At 40.0% G+C, this 20525-nt stretch carries 19 protein-coding genes and 1 tRNA gene; 10 read left to right on the top strand and 10 right to left on the bottom strand.

The window, feature by feature from the left end; all coding sequences use genetic code 11:
• Window positions 1–22: 22 nt before the first annotated feature.
• Window positions 23–766: a hypothetical protein gene (locus I8T81_RS01230; RefSeq protein WP_198071951.1), complete on the bottom strand. Its 744-nt coding sequence runs from the start codon at window positions 764–766 to the stop codon at window positions 23–25.
• 230 nt (window positions 767–996) lie between these two features.
• Between I8T81_RS01230 and I8T81_RS01225 the strand changes: the two genes are divergently transcribed.
• Window positions 997–1884: a DMT family transporter gene (locus I8T81_RS01225; protein ID WP_198071950.1), complete on the top strand. Its 888-nt coding sequence runs from the start codon at window positions 997–999 to the stop codon at window positions 1882–1884.
• Here the strand turns inward: I8T81_RS01225 and sxtR are convergent.
• Window positions 1881–2801, bottom strand: coding sequence for a multidrug efflux pump transcriptional activator SxtR (gene sxtR, locus I8T81_RS01220; protein ID WP_198071949.1), 921 nt, complete (start codon window positions 2799–2801; stop codon window positions 1881–1883). The genes I8T81_RS01225 and sxtR overlap by 4 nt on opposite strands.
• 139 nt (window positions 2802–2940) lie before the next feature.
• Between sxtR and sxtP the strand changes: the two genes are divergently transcribed.
• The 3 genes from sxtP to I8T81_RS01205 all read left to right on the top strand — a co-directional run bounded on the left by sxtP (window position 2941) and on the right by I8T81_RS01205 (window position 4722).
• Window positions 2941–4185: a multidrug efflux MFS transporter SxtP gene (gene sxtP / locus I8T81_RS01215; protein WP_198071948.1), complete on the top strand. Its 1245-nt coding sequence runs from the start codon at window positions 2941–2943 to the stop codon at window positions 4183–4185.
• 23 nt (window positions 4186–4208) lie between these two features.
• Window positions 4209–4535, top strand: coding sequence for a gamma-glutamylcyclotransferase family protein (locus I8T81_RS01210; RefSeq protein ID WP_151792178.1), 327 nt, complete (start codon window positions 4209–4211; stop codon window positions 4533–4535).
• 111 nt (window positions 4536–4646) lie between these two features.
• A tRNA-Thr gene (locus I8T81_RS01205) sits at window positions 4647–4722 on the top strand.
• Between the two features lie 328 nt (window positions 4723–5050).
• On the opposite strand, the gene I8T81_RS01200 is transcribed toward I8T81_RS01205, so the two are convergent.
• From I8T81_RS01200 to I8T81_RS01185, 4 genes are all read right to left on the bottom strand, one after another.
• Window positions 5051–5482, bottom strand: a complete 432-nt coding sequence (locus tag I8T81_RS01200; protein WP_198071947.1) for a GFA family protein — start codon at window positions 5480–5482, stop codon at window positions 5051–5053.
• A gap of 8 nt (window positions 5483–5490) precedes the next feature.
• Window positions 5491–6318: an SAM-dependent methyltransferase gene (locus I8T81_RS01195; RefSeq protein ID WP_198071946.1), complete on the bottom strand. Its 828-nt coding sequence runs from the start codon at window positions 6316–6318 to the stop codon at window positions 5491–5493.
• 4 nt (window positions 6319–6322) lie between these two features.
• The gene (locus I8T81_RS01190; protein ID WP_031944570.1) at window positions 6323–7621 is read right to left on the bottom strand and encodes an FAD-dependent oxidoreductase; all 1299 of its coding nucleotides are present in this window, start codon (window positions 7619–7621) and stop codon (window positions 6323–6325) included.
• A 439-nt stretch (window positions 7622–8060) separates the two neighbouring features.
• Window positions 8061–8933 (bottom strand): pirin family protein, encoded by an 873-nt coding sequence (locus tag I8T81_RS01185; protein WP_191028801.1) that lies wholly within the window; start codon window positions 8931–8933, stop codon window positions 8061–8063.
• A 276-nt stretch (window positions 8934–9209) separates the two neighbouring features.
• On the opposite strand from I8T81_RS01185, the gene ycaC reads away from it, so the two are divergent.
• Together ycaC and I8T81_RS01175 are read left to right on the top strand one after the other, a co-directional pair.
• Window positions 9210–9836, top strand: coding sequence for an isochorismate family cysteine hydrolase YcaC (ycaC, locus tag I8T81_RS01180; RefSeq protein ID WP_198071945.1), 627 nt, complete (start codon window positions 9210–9212; stop codon window positions 9834–9836).
• A gap of 20 nt (window positions 9837–9856) precedes the next feature.
• Window positions 9857–10831: a LysR substrate-binding domain-containing protein gene (locus I8T81_RS01175; protein ID WP_134262569.1), complete on the top strand. Its 975-nt coding sequence runs from the start codon at window positions 9857–9859 to the stop codon at window positions 10829–10831.
• Between the two features lie 104 nt (window positions 10832–10935).
• On the opposite strand, the gene I8T81_RS01170 is transcribed toward I8T81_RS01175, so the two are convergent.
• A complete protein-coding gene (locus I8T81_RS01170; protein WP_004705037.1) occupies window positions 10936–12384 on the bottom strand; it encodes an NAD-dependent succinate-semialdehyde dehydrogenase in 1449 nt (482 codons plus the stop codon).
• Window positions 12381–13673 (bottom strand): 4-aminobutyrate--2-oxoglutarate transaminase, encoded by a 1293-nt coding sequence (gene gabT, locus I8T81_RS01165; RefSeq protein ID WP_151682837.1) that lies wholly within the window; start codon window positions 13671–13673, stop codon window positions 12381–12383. The genes I8T81_RS01170 and gabT overlap by 4 nt, the downstream gene beginning before the upstream one ends.
• A 156-nt stretch (window positions 13674–13829) precedes the next feature.
• On the opposite strand from gabT, the gene pdxR reads away from it, so the two are divergent.
• Complete coding sequence (gene pdxR / locus I8T81_RS01160; RefSeq protein ID WP_198071944.1) at window positions 13830–15329, top strand: MocR-like pyridoxine biosynthesis transcription factor PdxR; 1500 nt, start codon at window positions 13830–13832, stop codon at window positions 15327–15329.
• Window positions 15330–15394: 65 nt separating this feature from the next.
• Here pdxR and I8T81_RS01155 read toward each other — a convergent pair whose 3' ends face one another.
• Complete coding sequence (locus I8T81_RS01155; protein ID WP_004705034.1) at window positions 15395–16837, bottom strand: amino acid permease; 1443 nt, start codon at window positions 16835–16837, stop codon at window positions 15395–15397.
• 305 nt (window positions 16838–17142) lie between these two features.
• Window positions 17143–17691 carry a helix-turn-helix domain-containing protein gene (locus tag I8T81_RS01150; RefSeq protein ID WP_002117406.1) on the bottom strand — a complete coding sequence of 183 codons (549 nt, stop codon included), beginning with the start codon at window positions 17689–17691 and terminating at the stop codon, window positions 17143–17145.
• A gap of 68 nt (window positions 17692–17759) precedes the next feature.
• Here I8T81_RS01150 and I8T81_RS01145 point away from each other — a divergent pair, with 68 nt between their 5' ends.
• From I8T81_RS01145 to I8T81_RS01135, 3 genes are all read left to right on the top strand, one after another.
• Complete coding sequence (locus I8T81_RS01145) at window positions 17760–18455, top strand: AzlC family ABC transporter permease (RefSeq protein WP_198071943.1); 696 nt, start codon at window positions 17760–17762, stop codon at window positions 18453–18455.
• Entirely contained in the window at window positions 18452–18775 is a 324-nt protein-coding gene (locus I8T81_RS01140) for an AzlD domain-containing protein (RefSeq protein ID WP_198071942.1), read from the top strand. Before I8T81_RS01145 ends, I8T81_RS01140 begins: the two co-directional genes overlap by 4 nt.
• Window positions 18776–19079: 304 nt before the next feature.
• Window positions 19080–20087: a peptide arginase family protein gene (locus I8T81_RS01135; protein ID WP_198071941.1), complete on the top strand. Its 1008-nt coding sequence runs from the start codon at window positions 19080–19082 to the stop codon at window positions 20085–20087.
• The last annotated feature ends 438 nt before the right edge of the window (window positions 20088–20525 follow it).

The following is a 20525-nucleotide window of genomic DNA, read 5'->3' as shown; positions in this document are numbered from 1 at the left end:
AAAAATAAAACTAAGGAATTTATTATTTTCCAGACTCAACTTTTAAATAAGTGCCGTCTGCATAAACGTTATGTCCAAAGCCACAGCCCGAGTTACCCTCGTTTTGTTTAACTTGAATGTAATTGCCTAATTTCGCACTCGTTTTAAAATCGAGCTGAATGCGGCAGTCTTCGTCTTTATAAATAGTTTGCTTGGCATTGGTCGGCATTTTGGTATCGAACTGCCCCATGTTTGGGCCATAAATTAAGCTTCGTAAACCCATATAAACACCCGAATAGCCAATCGCATATTGGCCCTGTTTGCGACTTACCGTGATGTGATCCCACTCACCAAAACCCGAATAACGCACATATTCACCTGACAAGTCATTGGACGCTTTAGGGGCTGGTAACTGCTGAAGATTAAACAGGCTCGACTTTGATTTTTCATCGAGCATAAACCATGCTCTCGCCCAAAGTGGCCGACCCAGTTTGGCATAGGCTAAGCCCACGTTATTGTTGGCAACTTCAATATCTCGGTCGGTAAATTTAACTGTGGTTTCATCTTCATTGGCTTTACAAAATGCAGTCCAAGAGGCTTGGCTTTGGAAGTTTTCGAGCGCTTTTTTATATTGTTTTTGGTCGTAGTTTTTCTTACCTAAGCTCGCGTATTGCTTCACTTTATTACAGCCTTGTTGTAATTCTTGTTCAAAAGAAAACTCTGCATGCGTGACCGCCAAAGCCGAAAGTGTAAGAACCGCGCAACCTGAAATAATAGATTTAATCATTTTTAAAATTCTTTAATAATTAACTAATTATATAATATGAGTAAGTTTTATAAATCACAATTCTTTGAAACAAAAGTCTCTTACAATGCTTTTAGTCTTAAATAAAAATTTATTAAATCAATTCAAAATAAATCGTTGAAAATACCAAGCGTTAATTGGTTATTTTTGTTGAATATTCATCCAAAAAATATTGTAGACTTCATGCGTAAAACTTAGGAAGAATTATAAGAGTGAATAATTTAATTATCGGAACTCTATTTGCACTTTGTGCAGCAGCTTTAAATGCATCTATTGGTGTCATTAGTAAATTACTCATGCACAGTGGTTTAAATCCACAAGACATTGCCTTTTTAAAAACCATTATTGCCTTTTTCTTTTTAAGTGTTTTTTTGTTTAAAGTGCCTGTGAGCCACAAGATTGCCTACATCAGTAGCGCGCCAAGCAAGCTCAGTGTTTTTACTCAAATTGCCATCTGTGCCTTTTTAGGAATTTTCTCGCTATTCTTTTTTGAAACCATTGCCTATAACCACGGTGCTGCCGCCAATGTCGTGGTGGTACTCATGGCTTCGGCTGCTATTTCTGCCCTATTTTTTGGTCGATTCATTTTAAAAGAGAGTATCTACATTCACTCTCTTGTAGGAACATTATTAGCAGTTGCTGGTATTAGTATCATTTCATGGAAGGGTGAAAATAGCCTTTTAATGCTGATCAATGCCTCAATTGCTGGCACGGGTTATGGCCTATTTTCAGTTTTAGTTAAAAAGTTTAAATTAAACGGGGGGCTGTTTCTTACCAAGTATTTATTGCTCTTTGGCAGCGTTTATCTTGCCGTTCCGTTTTTAATAAACTTGCATAGTATTCATTTTAATACTGACATTGTTTTAGGTTTGATTGGTTTAGCTGTTCTACCGACCATACTTGGCTTTTTCTGTACCACCAAAGCGTTGTCTTATATGAGTGCCGCAAAGGTACAAGTGACCGAGCTTTCCGAACCTATTTTTGCAGCGCTTATGGCATGGGTTTTCATTCATGAACAACCGACTTTATCATTTTTATATGGAGCAATTTTCATTATTTCAGGCATCTTTTTAATGAATAAAGCGCCGAAATCAAACTAGCCAATTTCATCAATTTCGTTGGCGTGGTGGCAAGCCACTTGCACCACACTGGCAAAGTTAATCGCCATTTGTGAAGGGGCATGTTTTTTATAGGCAAGTCCTAAACCCACCGTAGGTACAGGTGCTTTTAAAGAGCGATACGCGACACCTTGTATTTGCAATTGTTTAGTCGACTCAGGCACCAAAGATACACCTAGATTTGCAGACACCAACGATAAAATAGACACAATTTGCGGGGCGTTTTGTCCGATTTTCGGTTCAAAACCATGCTCATGACAGGCTTGTTTAATTGCATCAAAAAGCCCTGCACTAATGGATGGTGGCGAGACAATAAAATCAAGCTCTCGCAGTGTAGTTAAATCAATTTCTTGCGTTGAATCATCTAAACTCAAAGACTCGCAAGGCAAAGCCGCAATGAGTGGTTCTGCTAATAATTCTTGAAGAATGAGACTATCTGGAATGTTGCGTGGTGAGCGAATAATTGCCACATCTAAACGGTCTTCAAGCAATAGGTCGATGAGCAACAAGGTATTGGCTTCTTCAAGCTTTAAATCTACTTTCGGATATTGCTGCTGAAAATAGCGAACGCATTTAGGAATGAGAGGGTTCAGCATTGAAGTACCTGTAAATCCTAATCGTAGTTGACCTACTTCGCCATTTGCCACTTGTTTAACAAGGTTGGCTGCATCTTCTACACGCTGCTGTACTGGCTGAATCGCATTTAAAAAGGCAAGCCCCGCTTCGGTCAGCTCCACCCCATGTGGTGAACGAATAAATAAATCTGCGCCTAATTCTTCTTCTAAGTCACGTATTTGCATACTTAAAGGCGGCTGGCTCATGTTTAAACGCTGCGCAGCTCTGGTAAAGTTTTTTTCTTCTGCTACTGCTAAAAAGTAGCGTATATGTCTGAGTTCCATTGCTATATATAAAACATATTATGACCTATTGTTAAATATATTAGAAAAATACCCTCTAAATTGCTAATTTTAATTCATCGAATTTTCTCGATGCAGCATGCCCTCAAGCACTGCTCTTTCTTTCTGTCATGGTCATGATATGAGCTCTTCATCTACACCCAGCACTTTAAACACAGAAGCGACTTCTCTGCTTTCACGTGAGTGGATTCATAAAGGTACTAAAGCCTATAAGCATGCAGGTTTCGCTTTGTTCCTTGTAGGTTTTGCCAGTTTCTCACTGATTTATTGTGTACAGCCGTTGTTGCCTGCATTTAGCCAAAGTTTCCAGATTAGTCCTGCGAGTAGCTCTTTAGCACTGTCATTAACGACTGCCTTTTTAGCCATTTCGATTGTGCTATCAAGCGCGTTTTCACAAGCGATTGGTCGTCGTGGTGTAATCTTTACATCGATGCTATGTGCAGCAATTTTAAATATTGTCTCAATGTTTACTCCGAACTGGCACAGTTTGCTGATGGCACGAGCGTTAGAAGGTTTGCTGCTCGGTGGTGTACCCGCAGTGACAATGGCTTGGATTGCCGAAGAAATTGCACCTGAACACTTGGGTAAAACCATGGGGTTGTATATTGCAGGGACAGCCTTTGGCGGCATGATGGGCCGTGTCGGCATGGGCATTTTGATTGAATATTTTTCATGGCGCACCGCTTTAGGTTTGCTGGGCGCAATCTGTTTTATTTGCTCAATTGCCTTTTTAAGCTTACTCCCTGCTTCACGTAATTTTGTACAGAAAAAAGGGCTGAATTTAGGCTTTCACATGCAAATGTGGCGTGCTCATTTAAGCAATACTAAATTATTACGCCTGTTTGCCATTGGTTTCTTGCTCACCAGTGTGTTTGTGACCTTATTTAACTACGCGACTTTCCGTTTAAGCGGCGCGCCTTATTCACTGAGCCAAACACAAATTAGCCTTATTTTCTTGTCGTATAGCTTTGGTATGGTGTCTTCATCGTTGGCAGGTAGCTTAGCCGATCGCTTTGGTAAAAAAACCATGATGATGAGTGGCTTCGCGCTCATGATTGTGGGTAGCCTCATGACTCTACTCAGCTCGCTTTTTGGCATTATTATTGGGATTGCCTTTATTACCACCGGCTTCTTTATTACTCACTCACTCACCAGTAGTTCAGTCGGCGCTGAAAGCAAACAAGCCAAAGCCCATGCGAGTTCTCTGTATTTACTTTTTTACTATATGGGTTCAAGTATTGTCGGTTCGGCAGGTGGTTGGTTCTGGTTACACGGTGGCTGGAGTGCGATTGTCACTTTGGCGGTTGTATTGTCAGTATTGGGAATATTTTTAGTGGTTTATACCGCACACGCAAAAGCACATTAATGAGTAATTTAAAGGAAAAACACATGTCGAGTTTATTTGTTTATGGCACTTTAGGTCCCGGACGTCCTAATGCCCATATACTTGAAAATATTGGCGGACAATGGTCGGAAGGCTGGGTAAACGGAACCCTACATCATGAAGGTTGGGGAGCAGATTTAGGCTATCCGGGAATTGTACTCGATGATAGTGCTAACCAAGTGCAAGGCTTTGTTTTTAGCTCAGAACATTTAGATGCTAACTGGAAATTACTGGATGACTTTGAAGGCGAAGAGTACGAAAGAGTACCTGTTCGCGTCACTTTAAATAGTGGTGAACATGTTGATTCTTTTATTTATATGTTGAAGCCTTAAGCCATTTTTAAAGCTCAAACGCATAAGCGCTTAAAAATTGATAGAAAAAATTCAAATGCTCATTTTTTGGCTTGTATTTTTTTTAAGAAACTGTAAAATTCACTCCACATTGCCGGCATAGCTCAGTTGGTAGAGCAACTGACTTGTAATCAGTAGGTCCACAGTTCGAATCCGTGTGCCGGCACCATCATTAAACCTCATGAATATTTGATTTATGAGGTTTTTTGTTGTCTGTAGGTTTTATATTCTGGCTTGTGAATCTATTATCCTCAGTGTGAAATAAATTATTTAATAAGAAATGAAAAAAAGCCCAACATCCTGTTGGGCTTTTTTCGTATTTCGTTACTAGGTATACATCCTGTAATACCTCACATCCTGATGCTTAAACTTATTATTGTTGTTTTACGTTTTGGAACTTCCTGTTCCTGATGAGTTCATCATAGGTAATTCATGAAGTCATAGAAAGACGTCAATTTCCTGAATGGACGTAGGAAAAAGCGTACGGGCTTGTCAGACTACCTCTGCCCTTCTTTCTTCTTCTCTATCATTTTTTCAAAGTGTCTAAGGTTTGGGTTCAACGTATCCCAAGCATAAGCTTGGCTCACAAATACCTCAGCTCTAGGCTCATAAAGACTTGGGTCATCAAGCGTACCTGCACGTATTGAAATCATTTCAGGGGCAATTTCAGGTAAGCCAAAAAGCTGAGAACCGCATGTCGGGCAAAACGCTCTTTTAATGGAACGGCCAGAAGAACCTACGGTCTCAAAATATTTAAGTTCACCATTCACTTTCAATTCAGATTGGTGAAAAAAAGCAATTGGTGCATATGCTGAACCTGTGGCTTTTTGGCAATCTCGACAATGGCAATTAAAGCTATAACGTGGCGCTGCTTCACTTTGATAGCTCACAGCTCCACATAAACACGATCCTTGATATTTGGCTGACATGGCTCATCCTATTTTTTTATTGCTGTTATTTGAATATAACGGACATACCCACTTTGGTAGAGTTGCTGGCATAACTTTGCAGTCATTTGAATTTTAAAATTCGCCAACCCTCGGCTATGAGATTGTCCTTGTTGTTTTTGAATATACTCTGAAAAACCTAATAATACTTGTTCAGATAAATCTTCAATTTGAATATCTGTAAAACCGTGCTGTTCCAAGGTTGTTCTTAGAGTTTGTTCAGTTGGTACAGCATCCCAAGCGACATCGGCTGCTTTGAGTAAATAACGATACTTTTGTTCTTGCAACATTGTCATGTTTTGACATGATTCAGCTCGCATTAAGTAGTGAAAACCTAAGCGACCTTTTGAATTTAAAACGGGAGTGACCGAATATAGAAATGAATTTAAAGAACTGTGGTAAGCCGCATCAATGCACATCACCACATCGAAAGCTTGTTTAAATTTAAATTGTTTTAAATTTAAAAATGAACCGCAAAAAATCTGACTTATTTCAGGAATAAGTTTTTGAATTTTATTCACACATTGAGCTTGTAGCTCAACGGCACTCATACTTTTGGGCTGATAGTGTTGTAACCAGTGCAACAAACTTGCACCCTGTCCGCAGCCTAAATCGAGTAAATAATCTTTTGAATTTAAATTGACAGCTTGTGCCAAATGGTCGGCCAATTGGCGACAAGCTTCAGGATAGTTTTGGGTATTTTTCCAAAAACCCAAATTTGTCCAAGCAAGCTCTCCATCATCCCCCAAGCTTGATGCATCAATGGCATATTTATGAGGAATGAATCGAGAAAGAGCTGCTCGAACTTTTGTTTTCACAATTTTAGTAGCCGAGTTCTGGAGCAACTTCAACCTGAGGTTTTAAACCTACAAATGGTAAAGGTGCACCTAAAATTTCAGCAATATGCATTGCAGAAGTCACGGCTGACTCTAAAATTGGCAAGCCATCACATGACCATGAACCACAGTAAAATACTTTACGATTTGGTTCTAAATGACGTTGCTGTAACTCTTTGTTTAGAGCAATGGTTTGCGAGTCTACAACTGCACGCGTTAAAGTCACTTTTGAAATGATTTTTTTAGGGTCAATATCAGTCACTGGACGCCAAGTTTGGAATACAGGATTTTTACCTACAAGTGATGGCTCAACAGCGTTCATCCAAACTGTAAACTGCTGACGAGTAAACTTACGATCCATCATATAGCTCAGCACTGACCAGTCTTTACGGCGTGGTGGCATCACTGTTGCGTCAGTATGAATAACTAAGTCACCTTGCTCAAAACGAAACTGTTTAAGCAGATTCATATCATCTGCAAACTGTTCAGGGTTTAAGAACTCTTCAATCTTAGATGTTGGTGTCGCCACAATGACGCGGTCATATGTGCCCTTATCGCCTTGCGCATTTTCAACCAGTACTTTTTCGCCTTGTTGCTCAACTTTCTTAATTGCCGAACCGCTATGGATATCGATGCCTTTAATTAAGCTGTCTACAAATGCAGGTGTACCGCCTTTCATACGCAATAGCATGTCGCCATCAGTTAAGTGACGCAAAAACTCAAGAAGGTTTTTTGCAGGCCAGTCACCAATTGTTTTTGGGTTACATGTACAAATGGTATAGAGCACTGGCATCACTACACCGTGCCAGAATACTTCTTCTATGTCGTTCTGATTAATAAATTCAGCGAGAGTAATATCTTGATTTTTAGATTTGAAAAACTGGTGGATCGCAGTTTTTAATTGCAACATCCCTTTCACAAGACGCCAGCCATACTGCTGGATGCCTTTACGGTTATTGATAATCGGGAAATTACCAATACGGCTACGAGATGTGGTTAACCATGTTTCAGTACGATCTTCAAATAACCAGCTACAAGACATATAGGTACGAACTGGGAAAGTTTTAATACCTAAGTGTGCAGCAAGGCTGAGTGTATTTTTCCATAGATGCGGGTTCATAACACGCAATGGCGCATCAATAATCCCACCATCGAACTCAATGCTATGGCTATCCATTCCCCGGCCAGGAAGTGCTTCAAATATCGTGATTGTATGTCCTGCATCTTTCAGAATTCTTGCTGCTGCAAGTCCTGCCATTCCACTACCAATAATTGCGATATCCAAAATGATGTCCCATTTTTCGAGAATTTTTTTGATTATCACTCATACCTAAAAAAAACACCGTATTAAAAACTACCAGATTTTTATTTTTTACATGAATTTATACAGAAAAATTTTCTCTGATGAATGCAAATTTATTTATAAAACTTTACAAAAGAAAATAAGTCGATAAAACTTTATATTTTTTAAAAATTTAAAAAAAATTCTTTTAAATAAAATGAGATAATTTAACTAAATTTATATCAAATATTTTACAAAATACTCTTTTTGCGATATCATGCCACCACAACAATGAGAACTAAGTCACATAAAACAATGCCCAAACAATAATGATATCTATCATAAAAATAGAAACTTTACAGCGAAAAAGCCCGCTATTCACACTTGATAGCGGGCTTTTTATTACTTTGCTTGAATAGCTAATTAAGCTCAAATAAACAATTTATGCTTCTTGCATGAGAGAACCAAATTTTCCACGATTAAAATCATTAATCGCTTCCATAATCTCGGCTTTGGTATTCATGACAAATGGGCCATAACCTTCGATTGGTTCATTGAGTGGTTGACCAGTCAACACTAGGAATTTAGTGTCTTCTTCAGCATTTAAACTAAACTCAACACCTTCACGAGATAAAATCGCAACGGTTTTACCTTCAAGACGGTTTGAATCATTAATGACCACAGCACCATCTAAAACAACAACAAGTGTAGTATGTCCTTCAGGCACATAAAGGGTGTGTTTTTGGCCTTTGACTAACTTACCATCCCATACGTTTAATGGGCTAAAGGTCGTTGCGGCACCTTTTGAATCTGCATATTCACCCGCAATCACACGTAAATGACTACCGTGCTCATCTAGCGCGATGTCTGGAATTTCTTTCGCTTCAATTGCTTGGTATTTTCCAGGGGTCATTTTTGAATGAGCAGGTAAATTTACCCACAATTGCACCATTTCAAACAGACCACCATGCTCTGCAAATTCAGGAGAATGGAACTCTTCATGTAACACACCTGCACCTGCAGTCATCCATTGTACGTCACCCGTTTTAATGGTTCCGCCGCCGCCGCTTGAGTCTTTGTGTGTTACTTCACCTTGATAGGCAATCGTCACGGTTTCAAAGCCACGGTGAGGATGCGACCCGACACCTTGTTGTTCGGTGGTTGGTGAGAAGTTATAAGGCGCTGCATAATCCAGTAACAAAAATGGGCTTAGGGTTTGGCCTAAACGGTCATAAGAGAACAGGTTATATACAGGGAAACCATCACCAACCCAATGCATGTGGTTATTTTGATATGCACCAAGAAATTTCTTCATCTGATCTCTCCTATATATGTAGGATTTTCTTGAACTGAGATTGATTTTACGCCTCAATAATTGCAGTTTATAGATCAGGTTTAGCAACACATTATTTCATATATGAGACAATCTTAAAGTTTGAGGTACGCTTCAAAAGATCGTCCTATTTTTAAAATTCTTAATCCTATTTTTTAGACTTAATCACGACAACAAACTCAACTAGCATAATTTTAGGCACTAACGACCTACTTAATAATTTTTAATTATTCATTTTGATAACATGAGGATATAAAAATGGCTCAAGATTACGTCCGTTTAGACAAGGATAATGCTGCGGTTCTTTTAGTTGACCATCAAGCTGGTTTACTTTCTTTAGTTCGAGATATCGAACCAGATAAATTTAAAAATAACGTATTAGCGCTTGCAGACGCAGCAAAATATTTTAATTTACCGACTATTTTAACGACCAGTTTTGAAAATGGTCCAAACGGTCCTTTAGTTCCAGAATTAAAAGAACTTTTCCCAGATGCACCATTTATTCCACGCCCTGGTCAAATCAACGCTTGGGACAATGAAGACTTCGTAAAAGAAGTTAAAGCGACAGGCAAAAAACAACTCATTATTGCAGGTGTGGTCACTGAAGTTTGTGTGGCATTCCCTGCTTTATCTGCACTCGCTGAAGGCTTTGAAGTGTTTGTGATTACTGATGCTTCTGGTACTTTCAATGAATTAACACGTGATGCTGCTTGGGACCGTATGTCAAAAGCAGGTGCTCAGCTGATGACTTGGTTTGGCATGGCATGTGAGTTACACCGTGACTGGCGTAATGACGTAGAAGGCTTAGGTGCTCTCTTCTCAAATCATATTCCTGATTACCGCAACCTAATGACAAGCTATAGTTTTAATACATCGCAAAAATAAGCTGAATTGACAAGATTAGAGTGCTTAAGCGCTCTAATCTTAAATTTAAATGGATTGATCGGACATTGATAAGCTCTTTTGATGATTTTTATTATTTCTATTTAGTCGTAAAACACGGCGGCTTTAGTGCAGCCAGTGAAGCTGAAAATATTAGTAAGTCCAAACTCAGCCGACGCATTATTGACCTTGAAAATAAATTTAACGTTAGCCTCATTCAAAGAACAACTCGCCATTTTAAAGTGACCGATTTAGGCCAAGAGTTCTACGAAGAATGCTGCAAAGTTATTGCCCAAGTTGAATGTGCAGAAAACGTTTTGTTAAAGCAAAAAAGTGAGCCTCAAGGAGTAGTAAAAGTCAGCTGTCCACCTTTAATGATGCATTTTCAAATTAGAAAAATTTTAAATCAGTTTTTAAAAACTTATCCTAAAGTTGAAATATCGCTTGAGCTGACCAGCCGTCGAGTAGATATTTTGCATGATGACATCGACCTCGCGATTCGGACCAATTTTGAACCGAATGAAGATTCGAATTTAATTGTTCGGGATGTAATTAAAACCGACCACTGTCTAGTGGCTTCGCCTGAATTACTACAAGGCCGTACCATTGAGCATTATTCTGAATTACAAGACTTTCCAAGTATTAGCTTAGGTACTCAAAAGCAAAATTATATTTGGCATTTATGCAATATTCGAAATGGTGAATCAGTTGATGTGCCTTATCAACCACGAATCAAAAGTAATGACTTGGCAGGTGTTTACTATGCCGTGATGGATGGTTTAGGCATTGCCGATCTTCCCTTTTTAACTGTCGAATCTGAAATTCGTAAAGGCACACTTGTGCATATTCTTCCTGACTGGAAGTCGAATATTGGCATGCTACAACTGGTTTATGTGTCTAGAAAAGGCCAACGTCTGGTGGTCGAAAAACTCATTGAAACTCTGATTGAAGAACTCAGGCGTTTACCCGAAAGCCATGAAGGGTATTTGCCGACTTAAATAAAAAAACCGGTCATGAATGGGCATGACCGGTTTTTTGTGAAACATCACATACAGCATAACTGCATGTTTTCGTTCAGAACAAAACGAACCCGCTTTGTTCTTTACTCAGATAAGTCTACGCAGAGGTATTTCATTTCGACATATTCTTCGATGCCGAATTTTGAACCTTCACGACCTAGACCTGATTGTTTTACGCCACCAAACGGAGCAACTTCATTTGAAATTGCACCCGTGTTAATGCCGACCATTCCATACTCAAGTGCTTCACCCACTCGCCATTGACGAGCTGTGCTTTGAGTAAATAAATAAGCAGCTAAACCAAACTCGGTATCGTTCGCCATTGCCACTGCTTCGTCTTCAGTTTTAAAGCGGAATAGCGGTGCAAGCGGACCAAAGGTTTCTTCTTTAGACACTTTCATGTCTTGCGTTACACCAGTTAAAACTGTTGGTTCAAAGAATGTGCCACCAAGTGCCGAACGCTGACCACCAATACGAACTGTCGCGCCTTTCTCAGTTGCATCTGCAATATGGGACTGAACTTTTGCAATCGCATCTTCATCAATTAAAGGCCCTTGAGTTGAACCTTCTTGACGGCCATCACCAACTTTCAGCTTAGACACAGCTTCAACCAAACGGTCTGCCAGCGCATCGTAAATACCGTCTTGAACATAAATACGGTTAGCGCAAACACAGGTCTGACCACTGTTACGATATTTGCTTGCCATGATGCCCTGAACAGCTTGTTCAAGATTGGCATCGTCAAATACCACAACTGGTGCATTACCACCGAGTTCAAGTGAAAGCTTTTTAATAGTTGGCGCACATTGTTGCATCAAGATACGGCCAACTTGGGTTGAACCTGTGAAGCTTAACTTACGAACAATATCGCTTTCGCATAGTGTTTTGCCTACTTCAACCGCATCACCACTAATGTTAATTAAAACATCGGCTGGTAAGCCTGCCTGTAAAGCCAATACTTCAAGTGCATAGGCGGTTAACGGCGTTTGTTCTGCTGGTTTAACCAACATTGAACAACCCGCAGCAATCGCTGGACCTGCTTTACGCGTAATCATGGCAGCTGGGAAGTTCCACGGCGTAATTGCAGCAGTAACACCAATTGCTTGTTTAATCACGAGCAGACGTTGATTTGGCAACGTAGGTGTTAATACTTCACCATCAATACGGCGAGCTTGCTCGGCAAACCAGCGTATGAACGATGCTGCATAACCAATTTCACCACGTGCTTCTGCCAATGGTTTACCTTGCTCAGCTGTTAAAATTTGAGCTAAATTTTCTTTGTGCTCAAGCATGAGGTTGTACCATGCCAATAACACATCAGCACGAGCCAAGGCAGTTTGCTTTTTCCAAGCAGCCTGCGCTTTTGCCGAACGGTTAATTGCAGCTTCAACCCCTGCGCGGTCATAGGTTTTTACCCATGCCAAAGTTTCGCCCGTAGCAGCATCATTTACCTCGATATAGTCATTTGATGCAGGTGCTTCTAACGCAATATCAGGATGTTTTAACAAATACTGCAAAGTATTTTGAATCATGCAGATTGCTCCGTTGCTTTTGCACTACCTGCTTTGAGTGTTGCAAAACCTTGTTTCAAGATATCAAGACCTTGACGGAATTGCTCAGCAGGAATGGTTAATGGATATAAGAAACGAATTACATTACCGTATTTACCACAAGTAAGAAGTAACAACCCGTTTTCCATTGCATAGTTTTGTACAACTTTTGCTTGTTCAGCAGTTTCAAGTTCTACTGCAACCATTGAACCTAAAGCACGAATATCAGTTACAACGTCACCTGTTGCTTGTTGAATATCTTTAAGGGTAGTTACTAACTCAGCACCTAATTCATTTGCACGGTCACATAAGTTTTCTTCTTCAATCGCATCAATTACCGCGTGCGCAGCTGCAACCGCAATCGGGCTACCTGCGTAAGTACCGCCTAGACCACCTGGGTTTGGTGCATCCATCACTTCTGCACGGCCTACAACACCCGAAATAGGGAAACCGCCACCTAAGCTTTTCGCCATCGTGATAAGGTCTGCTTTAGTCTCGTAATAGTTCATTGCAAACAATTTACCAGTACGCGCAAAACCTGATTGCACTTCGTCAGCCACAAGTAAAATGCCGTGCTTATCGCAAATTGCGCGTAAACGTTTTAAGAATTCAGCTGGTACCACATTGAAACCGCCTTCACCTTGTACTGGCTCAAGTACGATTGCCGCAACATCATGTGGTGCAATATCTTCACTGAAAATATCTTCAACGCTTTCGATCGCTGCGTCTACTGAAATACCTTTAGCAGGTACAGGGTAACGTGCGTGGAACACACCCGCTGGCATTACACCAAAGTCACGTTTGTAAGGTGCGGTTTTACCTGTCATTGCCATCGTCATAAATGAACGACCGTGGAAACCGTTACCAAAAGTAATAATGCCGTGACGACCTGTATAAGAACGAGCGATCTTTACTGCATTTTCAACAGCTTCTGCACCTGTTGTGAAAAACGCTGACTTCGCAGGACCAGCAATTGGCGCACGCTCATTAATACGTTCAGCCAAAGCCACATAGCTTTCATAAGGTGTTACTTGATAGGCAGTGTGCGTAAATTTAGTAAGTTGTTCAGTTACTGCTGCAATCACTTTAGGGTGGCGATGGCCTGTATTTAAAACCGCGATACCACCAGCAAAGTCGATAAATTGGTTGCCTTCCTTGTCCCAAAGCGTGGCATTTTCAGCTTTTTCCGCATACCACTGACACATCACGCCTACACCACGTGGAGTTGCTTGCTGTTTACGTGCGTTAAGTGCAGAATGTTGATTATCCATTTGATTCCCTCATATTTTCATCATCAGTTGCAGCTTTGGTTTCTTGCATCCTGTGCTTAATTTTCAGGGTGCTTTACAACGACTGCCTATGCATGTAATTTCGCTCGTCTGACGCCAACTGACGAGAGCCACTTTTTAACTGTAGGAGAGAGCCAATTGCGTAGTTTACTTGGAGATCATTTGCTACAACGACTCCAACAGGACACTGAAGGGAAACTACATCAACGCCTTTTCCGTTGCCTGCGTGGTGCCATTATTGATGGAGTCATCCAGCCCAAGACTCGTCTACCTGCATCACGCGACTTAGCCAGTGAAATTCATGTTTCTAGAAATACAGTGCTTACCGCCTATGAACAGCTACAAGCTGAAGGCTACTTAGAAGCCCGTACAGGTCATGGCACATGGGTTGCCGAAAAATTACCAGAGAGTTTTTTAAATACTCAAAATAAGAAAAAAGCGGTTTCAAGCCCGAAAGTTCAAAGCTCTTATGCCCTTTCGCAGCGTGGTTCTAACTTATTAGGCTATGCAGCAGCGTCGCCACACCAATGGGGAGCTTTTGTGCCGGGAGCACCCGATGTAACAGAGTTTCCACATCATATTTTTAGTCGTATTCAAGCACGCCTAAGCCGCGAACCGGACATTAACCGCCTGATTTATAGCAACGCTGGTGGCTGTATCGAGCTTCGAAGTGCTTTGGCAGATTACTTACGTGTTGCACGTTCGGTTCAGTGCGATGCAGACCAGATTATTATTACCGAAGGCATTCACCAAGCGATTGATTTGGTCTCGCGTGCACTGAGTGATATTGGTGATCGAATCTGGCTTGAAGATCCCGCTTATTGGGGAATGCGTAATACCTTACGGATTAATGGTCTCGATATTCAACCGATGCCTGTCGATGCTGAAGGTATTATTCCTAAAGAAAATCCGGCAAAGCCGCCTAAACTCATTTTTGTCACACCATCACATCAATATCCGCTAGGTTCACATTTAAGCCTAGATCGACGACGCAAACTGATTGAGATTGCACGCCAGCATAATAGCTGGATTGTCGAAGATGACTATGACAGTGAGTTTCGTTTCTCAGGTCAACCGTATCCGTCTTTGCAAGGCTTAGAAAATGATGCGCCTGTGCTGTACATGGGCACGTTTAGTAAAACCATTTACCCCTCTTTAAGAATTGGTTATTTGGTCGTACCTAAACCACTTTTTTCACCACTACGTATTGTGGCAGCCGAGCTTTACCGTGGGGGCCATTTGCTTGAGCAAAAAGCCTTAGCTGAATTTATTCGTGAAGGCCATTACGAAGCGCATATTCGCCGTATGCGCCTACTCTATGGCAAGCGCCGCGACTACTTGGTGAGCTTAATTCAACGCTACCTTGGCCCCGAATTTATTCATGAATATGATGAAGCCGCAGGATTACATCTAGTTTTAAAACTTCCAAACGCTTGCGATGATGTCGCGATTGCGGCGACTGCGCTTGAACGTGGTGTTAAAGTTCGACCACTGTCTCAGTACTACATGCAGTCGCATGCACATGCCGAACGTGGATTGCTCATGGGCTTTGCTTGTGTAAATGAAAAAGATATGGTGATGGCTTTTGGTGTGTTACTTCAATGCTTACGTGAAGCAGGTGTCCCTACGCTGAATTAAAGATTCTTCCGTATTAAGACAAATAAAAAAGAGCTTCACAGTGAGGCTCTTTTTTATTTAAAAATTTAAACTAACTTTTCTTCATGGCTATGAGTTAAATGAGTCGCTCTACGCTCTTTCCCCCATCCCAGTTTTTCAGACAGCAAACCGAAGAACACAATAATGCCGAACAATGCTGTAGTGTAAATCACTTCTTTAAAATAGGTGCCTTCAATCAGCATGGTAAGAATTGCACCAATAATTGCAAAGATCACCACGTAAGTTAAGTAAGGGAACATCCACATTTTAAAGTCAATTTTCACGCCTTCAGCTTCTAACTTCTTACGCATACGAAGCTGAGAATAAGCAATCGTCAGGTATACATACAATGTTGCTGCACCTGTTGTTAGCATGAAAAAGTCATACACATCCATACTCTTGGTTGCAGTTAAAATCACGGCAATTACAGAGAAGAAGCATGACACAATCACGCCCACCCACGGACTACTTTTACTGTTTACAGAGCCAAAGCTTTTCGGTGCATCACCACGTTTAGATAATGAGAACAACATACGTGAACACGTATAAAGCGCTGAGTTAAAGCAACTACATACCGAGGTTAGAACCACAAAGTTTACGATATGACGCGCGCCCGGAATACCAAGCGCAGACAACGTAACGCTATAAGTACCCCAAGTCGAATCTTTTAAAAGTTCATTGTTGTGAGGAATTAAACATACCGCCACAAACATTGAACCGACGTAGAATAAAATAATTCGCCAAACCACTGAGTTCGAAGCCTTACGAATTTCTTTAGATGGGTTTGCAGACTCTGCCGCTGCTACAGTCACAATTTCAGCGCCAATATAGGCAAACATGACCCCAAGTAAGGCGGTAATAACGGATGAACCGCCATTAGGCATAAAGCCTTGAGAGGTTAAATTACTGATACCAGATGCAGCTGGATTACCCCAAGGCCACAAATGCATGATGGCTAAGCTACCGATCACCAAGAAGATCACAATCGCAATGACTTTGATGAGAGCGAACCAGAACTCGAATTCACCATAGTTCTTTACGTTCTGCAAATTGACTGCAACCAGTGCACCAATGACGACAGTCATATAGACCCAGATCGGTATAAACGGGAACCAGTTATTTAAAATTTTACCTGCCACATAAGCTTCCCACCCCATGAGCATTGCCAGCGTACACCAGTACAACCACCCAATTGAGAAACCTGCCCAACGACCAATTGCGCGGTCCGCATAAGTTGAAAAAGAGCCACTGTCGGGGTTTAAAACGGCCATCTCGCCTAGCATACGCATGATGAACCAAACGAGTAGTCCACCTAAAGCATAGGTTAAGAAAACCACAGGACCTGTGTTGTATATGATACTGCCTGAGCCAACAAAGAGAGAGCCACCAATAACCCCTGCTATCGAGATCATGGTTAGATGGCGTGATTTAAGTCCATGTTTTAAACTTTGGGAGTGATTGGCTTCAGAACCATTTTGATGAGCTGCCATATCATTTTCCTTAATATATGGAGGATATCGGCTAGACTCGGAAATCCTCCGAAGCCAAAAAATATCCCCTAAAAATTTAGCCGTTTTGCTCAATTCCTAAAACAGAAAATTCACTGAGCTTATCCGGCGCTTCCGTATGCATACTTCCAATGGCTTTAATTTGTCGTTTCGGCACTCAAGAAACGAGAGCCATTTTTGTAATAAAAGAGAGAGCCAATTGCAAAATTTATACGCAAAATTGGCCCTTTTTATATTGGATGAGGGTAAGTAATTTTTAGTTTTTATTTTAATGAGCTTGAAATTCTTTAGTTTTGTTCAGAAATTAATAACGCCTTTGTTCCTGTTTCTAAGGCTCTAAATATATGCTTTTGATCGGCTGGATAACAAATATAGTCTCCGACGCCAAGCTCAACTGCCTCATCAATTAAACCCACTAAAGCTTTGCCTTCGACCACAATAATATGTTCTACAGAACCAACTGGATGCGGCTCTGACAGTCGGTCTTCACCCGGCTCCACAATCAATAAATATACATCACGGCGCGCATGCGGTGGACAAGTCGCCAACAAAATTGCTTTGTAATTGGCAATCTCGGAACTCACCGTTGGCCCATCGCCACAGCGAATGACTTGCACCTGATTACTCGGCTCTTCCATCAGGCGTGCAAATGGAATATTGAGCGCCACACAAAGTGCCCATAAGGTTTCAATACTGGGGTTACCTTGCCCTGCCTCTAACTGAGAAAGTGTAGATTTGGCAACACCTGCACGGCGAGCAACTTCTGCCAATGAAAGCCCTGCTCTTTGGCGTTCACGCGTTAAACCTTTGGCAATAATTTCAATTGGCTGAGACATTCACCACATCCGTTCTATAAAAAAAACGATCGTTCGTTTTGACAAAACAATCAGACTTATTCATTATAATGGAAAATCGTTCGTTATATCATGCTATGTCCACATACGCTCTCATTAAGAAACTTAGTAAAGACACCACTCGCTCGATTTTCTTTGTATGTCTAGCAACCAGTGTTGTTGGTATGTCTTTAGGTTCACTCGCTGCAAGCTATGGCTTGGCACTCTGGATTCCGCTTTGCCTATCTGTCTTTGTGCTTGCAGGAACTGCCGAATTTATTTTTATTGGCTTCTTGGCAGTTGGTGGTAGCCCAATTGCGGCTGCGATTGCAGGACTACTCGTCAATTTAAGGCACTTACCTTTTGGTATTGCAGTCAATGAACTGATCCGAGGCAAATTCTCTCAGTATTTTGGGGCTCATATCATGAACGATGAAAGCGTTTTGTTTGGCATGGCACAACCTGACTTAGAGACAAAAAAAGCTGCTTATTGGTTGTGTGGTATATGCATTATGCTGACTTGGCCACTTGGTGTCACGGCGGGTTATTTTATTGGAAGTGCTATTCCAGACCCTAAAACATTTGGCTTAGATGCAATTTTCCCAGCGATTTTGATTGCACTTACTTTTAATGCTTTAAAGAATAAATCTACACGAAAAGCTGCATTTGCCGGATCAACTTTAGCGCTGATGACTACACCTTTTTTAGCCTCAGGACTTCCAATTCTGATTTCGCTTTTTGGCTTGATATGGGGTAGAAAGAAATGAGTCAACAGTTACTTATTATTGTAGGAATAGCTCTACTTGCACTTGGAACGTACAGTATTCGTTTTGCTGGCTTTCACTTAGGTGCCAAGTTTTCGTTTTCTGAAAAATACCAAGTTTTACTCTCAAATGGCGCAACCGTTTTGCTCTGTGCCATTGCGGTGACCACTACATTTTTTGAAGGCCAACATTTCACAGGTTTTGCGCGTATATTTGGGGTGGCTCTAGCGCTTTTCTTGGTTTGGAAAAAAGTTCCTCTGTTATTGGTGATTTGTTTGGCCGCTGTTGGCACGGCAGTTCTACGTTTGCTAGGAATTGAATAATAAAAAAGGCGAGATAAACTCGCCTTTTTTGAAACTTTGATTAGAACGGAAGTCCATATATTTTTTATATATATTTTTTTAATTCAAATACTTAAAATTAATTAATAATTTTTTGTAAAGTTAAAAGTGGTTAAGAAGAGCTTTTTTTTGATTTATGAGATCTTACGTCTTTTTAACTTTACAAAAGTAGCTCAAATGAAATTATCTAAATATATCTTTTCTATATCTAAGATTGACTTATCACAAGTTAACAACAAGCTATTTAAGTTATCATAATTATGAATTGAATTTTTTAGAGATTAAAATGCAGACGGACTATTTATATAACAAAAAAGATTTTTTATTAGAATATATTAATAATAAGCCAGTTTATATATTCGAGGATCATGCTACAGCAGTTATACCTTGGTTGATGATTAAAGAGAGAATACAATCAACCCCACACCTAATAACATTAGATCACCATACTGATACGATGAAAGCTTTCAGACTTTATTATGGGACTCAAATACAACAAGCGAGAGATTGTGAACAAAAATATTACGAAATTGAGTCTAGAATTTCTTTGCTCATATTAAAACTTAAAGAATTAGCAGAAGTATATAATTATGATCAAATGGAACCATTGTTAAAAGATCTTCGCAACGATGAACATATAGATTTATCCATTAAATTGGGCATATTAAGTTATTCAATAACATTACCTAGTAGTAATATGATTGAACCACCTACCGAGTCAAATTTAATCAAAGAATATCGCCAAAAACAAACTGAGTATGATCGTAACATAAAGGAAGCATTTAACAGTGGGCAATTAGATAAACTAAAAACTCTCATTGAACCTAGCTATCCCTATGAAGACGATTTAAGTTTTATAAAAACCTATACTATGCCTACAGATAAAATGTTTATTGTTGAACCTAATATAAAATGTGATGGTCTTAGTAGTGCAGATGAAGATTCATGTATGCATGCATATAACAGTAACGTTATTGATGATTGTTTTTTATTTAATCAGATTGGGCTAGCAAGTAGCATGACAATTACTACAACTGGTAAAGTTGTTACAGAAGAGCCATACATACTTGATATTGATCTGGATTATTTTCATAACACTAAGTCAATTAATCCACGAAATTATGAATGTTTTTACGCATTGATACGGCATGCACAAGCTATCACAATTGCAAAAGAAAGTGCATGTGTTCTTATGGGTAAAGAAGAGGCTGAAAATGAGTACTCTTTTAACTCAGATTTTTTGCTACGCGAATTAAAAAAACATATCTACATAGCAACATCTCGCAATAAATAACATGAATACAGAGCAACTCTATCCAGCAAATTCAAATTTATCTCATATTGATATCTCGACTGGAATCATTAAATGGTAAGTTTTATAACTCAAAAAATTTAGAGATATTCTACAAAGACCACGGTGTACTTCGCGAGCTAGTCCCAAAGAGGTACACCTTTATTTTTAAGGGGGGTACCATTCACTTACATAGGACTACTCGACAAATATTAGCGATATCAGCTTGTTTCATATCATCAGGCAAAGTAATTTTGATGAAGGCCATATGAAATATAAATATTATTTTTTTCATAAACTTATATGGAAATTATCGATATTTGTAAATTTGCATAGGATGCTTATGAATTATTTTATGGTCAGGGCTTATGAAACTTTACACTTTTTACGAGCTATCAAATAGAATACTAACTTTCCTCACCCTTAAAACTTATACGTTGT

The sequence above is a fragment of the Acinetobacter seifertii genome (assembly GCF_016064815.1).
Taxonomy (GTDB): domain Bacteria; phylum Pseudomonadota; class Gammaproteobacteria; order Pseudomonadales; family Moraxellaceae; genus Acinetobacter; species Acinetobacter seifertii.
The sequence above is the reverse complement of the archived record's forward strand: the minus strand, read 5'-3'. Positions and strand labels throughout refer to the sequence as shown.